Source organism: Paenibacillus sp. P4_A7 (genome assembly GCF_056402455.1).
Genome location: NZ_JBFUHJ010000467.1, coordinates 1 through 4,288 on the forward strand (window position 1 = coordinate 1; position 4,288 = coordinate 4,288).

Annotated in this window: 3 protein-coding genes; all 3 read left to right on the forward strand. The window is 41.8% G+C overall.

Annotated features, from left to right (window positions below):
• Nucleotides 1–2,041: S-layer homology domain-containing protein (locus AC1DWN_RS28945; protein WP_477562341.1), on the forward strand; the 2,041-nt coding region annotated here is incomplete at its 5' end.
• A 399-nt stretch (nt 2,042–2,440) separates the two neighbouring features.
• Nucleotides 2,441–2,569 (forward strand): hypothetical protein, encoded by a 129-nt coding sequence (locus AC1DWN_RS28950; RefSeq protein ID WP_477562342.1) that lies wholly within the window; start codon nt 2,441–2,443, stop codon nt 2,567–2,569.
• Nucleotides 2,562–4,288: hypothetical protein (locus AC1DWN_RS28955; protein ID WP_477562343.1), on the forward strand; the 1,727-nt coding region annotated here is incomplete at its 3' end. The genes AC1DWN_RS28950 and AC1DWN_RS28955, both read left to right, overlap by 8 nt.

The following is a 4,288-nucleotide window of genomic DNA, read 5'->3' on the forward strand; positions in this document are numbered from 1 at the left end:
AGTAAGTAAATTAGATGGCAGTGAATCGGAAGTTGGCTTTCAGACTACTGCGGACAGCTATATCCTAGCCGATGTGAATTTTGAAGCAGGAGACGGGAAAATATTCAAGCTTGTCAGGAATGATGAACAAATGATCAAAGAAGTTCAAGACGATAGGTTCGGAGCATGGGGGTCCGGTAGCAGCAGAGGTGTGGCTGATATATCCGCATCGGACAATAAGACAGCTATGAAAGTTGTAGGGGACAGTAACGGCCCGATGGATTTTTATACTTACACAAGCGATGCAGCACTTACTGTAGACCATACCTATGATGTGTATGCGCGAGTCAAGGTTAATTACAAAACAGCATTATTGGCTGACCTGTTTAACGGCCCATCTTTTCCGAAGCCGGAAGGAAATGCATTTACGGTTGGTTTTGACTACAGTGCAGGCGGCAGTGTTCTAGAGCCAACACTAATCCCAGCGAGTAGTATGGAAAATATGTTTTGGACCGATGTGAAAGTTGGGCAGTTTACAGCAACGACAGACAATATAGCTGAACTAGCGGCATACGTTTATGTGTCGCCTTCCGATAACAAGGTGAATATCGAATCAATTTACGTAGACAAGTTTTACTATGTTGAAGCAGGAGAGCATGTCTCCATYGAGCTAGGTGAAGCCACTCCAAAGGCTTTAGTTAAGGGCACTCAAGGTACTGTTGCAATTCCTGTTACGACTGCCGGCATTAAAGCAGGTGAATCCCTGTCGGTTACTGTGAAAAACAGCGCTGGCAGCGAACAAAACTTTACAATAACAGGAAACACGGTACAAACTAATAAATTGACTGTTTCGATATCCGTTCCGGCTACAGCTGAGAAAGGGGAGTATCGAGTAGAAATTGGTTATGGCAATACGGCGAAGACGACCCATTTTCAAGTTTCGGAGCCTGGAACCAATCTCCCTTTGGGAACGAATGCAGGTGCAATCGACAACAGTCAGAAAGTAACTCTTTCTCCGCAGAAGCTGAAGGAGCTGTTGGAAGCCACAGAGCCGGATGAAAACGGGCTTGTAAACATCGTCCTGGATTATTCCGAAAATGAAGCGATCAAGGACGTTCAAGTGACCTTTACGAATGTAAAGGAATGGCTGTCCAGTGTAGATAAACTCGATTATATAATCATTGCGACCGCTTTTGGAACAATGAAAGTGAATAGAGAATCGATCGATAAGCTTGCAACTAGTGCGACCGATCGAATCACTTTTGTTATCCGGAAAGGAAGTATCATCATCGAATGTCTGGTCAATGGCAAGCTGATCGAGTGGTCGGACGACGAGCATCCACTTATTGTTGAAATGAAGCATGACAGCAAGCCGGTGGAAATCAGCGATTACATCGTTGCCTCTCGTGAGATCGGAGGGATAAAAACACTCCTTCCCCAAAGCGTTTACTCGAACGGTAAAGTTGTGTTTTGGACCGCACAAAGCGGGACATTCGATGTCTCATATAATGAGAAGCATTTTACAGACACGAACGGGCATTGGTCTGATCAAGCAGTAAAGTATATGGCTGCAAGGGACATCATCAAAGGGGTAGGAAATAATACTTTCTTGCCTGATGATACGGTTACTCGAGCGGATTTTGTAACCATGCTTGTCCGGATGTTGGGGCTTAAAGGATCGAACAAGGATGCTTTCAGTGACGTGAACAGCAGCGATTATTATTCGAATGAGGTAGCAATCGCCAAATCTCTAGGGATTATTAAGGGCAGGGGAAACAATACGTTCGGACCCAAAGAACAAATAACCCGCCAGGAAATGTTCACAATAWCAGARCGGGCCTTGCAGAAGATGAACATGTTGGAAGGAAAAGCAGGGGATGCTGAGCTAGGACAGTTTAAGGATGCTAACGAAATATCTAGCTATGCACAAGACGGTATCTCAGCGTTATATGAGAAGGGTCTTGTAAGTGGGTATGAAGGTAAGTTATATCCTAGCAAACATGCTACCAGAGCTGAAGCTGCACAATTTCTCATGAATGTGCTTGCGAAGTTGATCAAATGATTAGTTCAAAGGTTGTTGAACAGCATAGATTGGGTGGTTAGAAGACCCAACGTCCAATAATAATAACCGTCCGTTTGCCATTCATTGGGCAATCGGACGGTTTGTTTAATATATAGAGAAACAGATGAATAAGTACAATCTGAATCCATTTAGATATCAATAAAATGCAAACGGTTTCATGAAACAGTTTGTAACATAAGGTTTTTAACACAAGTTCAGAGTACGCATGAACAATATCTACTGCAAAGACGAACCTTATTGCGCCTTATAAACTTATATTAGCTATTTATCCATATCCAAGTAGTGGTTAAACGGTGTATTCAAAACCGAAATAACAGTTGTATTCAGCATCGCACTATCCATGCTAATGTTGCTTGCTGTATGCGAGCAATATGGAATATGGAATTGAAAGGAGGGACTAAGGAGGCAGGTGGAAAAGTTGAGTTTGAAGGTAAATATTCTGTTTATGGCAATGAAGAAATGAATCTAAACGATTTATACAAATATGGAGGTGTCTCATTTGCTTAAGAAATGGTCTATCTGGCTTTTGGCATTTGCTATTATATTTACAAATATGAGTTTGCTCGCTCCACCGCAAACTTCTTTCGCAGAGAGTAGTGCATTTGAATACGTAGGGCAGGATTCATTATTCCATGCCTTTACTACTCCAGATACAGAGATCGGCGTAAGTGACCCGCTAGCATCAGACGGAAAAGCAGCGAGAAAAATTTTGAAGACGACCAATACGTGGGATTTTCAGCTGCGCATGAACAAAGGTATTTTCACAAATGATTACAATGGAAATACGACAGGTACAACACCGTTAGCATCTTGGAAAGAGTATGAGCTGTACGCAAGAGTGAAAGTGGATTTCAAAGAAGAGAATACTTCAGTCGATGCCTTCAAAATAGGGGTGTATTCGATTACAACGGGCAACTATCGAATTGGTGAGCATGGCTTTCCGCTGTCTTCCTTTCAATCTAATGAATGGAAGGATATAAAAGTAGGTACCTATTTTCCTTCTCTAACTGACTACGAGATGGTTTATCTGGCCACCCCCAATAATGTAGATCACATTATTACGGCCGTTTATGTTGACAAGTTCTATCTTAAAGAGGCGCCAATGGGCGTACCGAAAATCACACTTGGTGCTAAGTCTCCGGATTCCCCTGTATCCAATAGGGGAGGATCTTTAACCATTCCGGCAAAGACAGTTTACATTCCGGATGGAGAGCTATTGGATGTGAAGGTTATGAATAGCATTGGAGAACAGCAGAGCTTTGAAGTAGAACAAAACACAATTCAAAATAACTCTACTGAAATCTCACTTAGTGTTCCTCCATTTACTAAAGGCGGGACTTATACGGTTGAAGCAAGTTATAAAAACTTCGAAAAAGTCAGTTCAACCTTTGAAGTGTCAAAGGATCCTCTCATCATAATGGATCCCATTAACGGAAGTCCCATTTCATATAATGGGGGCACTTTAAATGTAAGTGCAACTACGATGAATATCGAGAGTTTGGAGAGCGTTCAAGCACAAGTTTATGATGCCAAGGGCATCGACGTGACGAGTGCTTTAGGTTTCACATTCACAGGAAATACGGTATCTGAAAATAATGTGGAAATGACTGTACAAGTTCTCCCCCTCACCAAAGCTGGTACATACACCTTACAGTTAGGTTATGGGGATGCTGAGGCTAAGAATACTTTTATTGTAGAAGAGCCTCCTACAATAACGATTGGTCCGATCATTGGAGATCCTGTATCCTCTACAATTGGCGGAGAAATCATCATCCCGGTAACAACGAAGCATATTCAAGATAATGAAAGTCTTAATATCGTTATAAAAAATGAAGCAGGGCTAGAGCAAGATTTCGAAATAACGGGTACTGCAGTTTCTGTAAATAAGACGAATATTAAGTTACAAATTCCGGGCTCAACATTAGAAGGCAACTATACTGTGGAAATTAAATATGGGATTTTACCGTCTAGTACAACTCAATTTGTTGTGACAAGCAAACCTTATCTGAAGGTGAAGGATGTTGCTAATAGTCATGTTCCCTACAAGGGTGGGGAAATAGTAGTCAATGTCTCCTCAACGAATATAGCGAATGAAAGTGTATTTGATGTAATCATCAAAGACGAAGCAGGAAAAGATGTGACAGAGACTTTGTCTTTTGTTGTTACAGGAAATAAAATTATGCATAACCTTGCCACTCTTCGCATTGTTGTTCCGGAAGGCACGCC

Excerpts from the sequence above, each read along its gene's own strand:
- AC1DWN_RS28950 (WP_477562342.1), top strand. The coding sequence starts at position 2,441 with ATGGAATTGAAAGGAGGGACTAAGGAGGCAGGTGGAAAAGTTGAGTTT.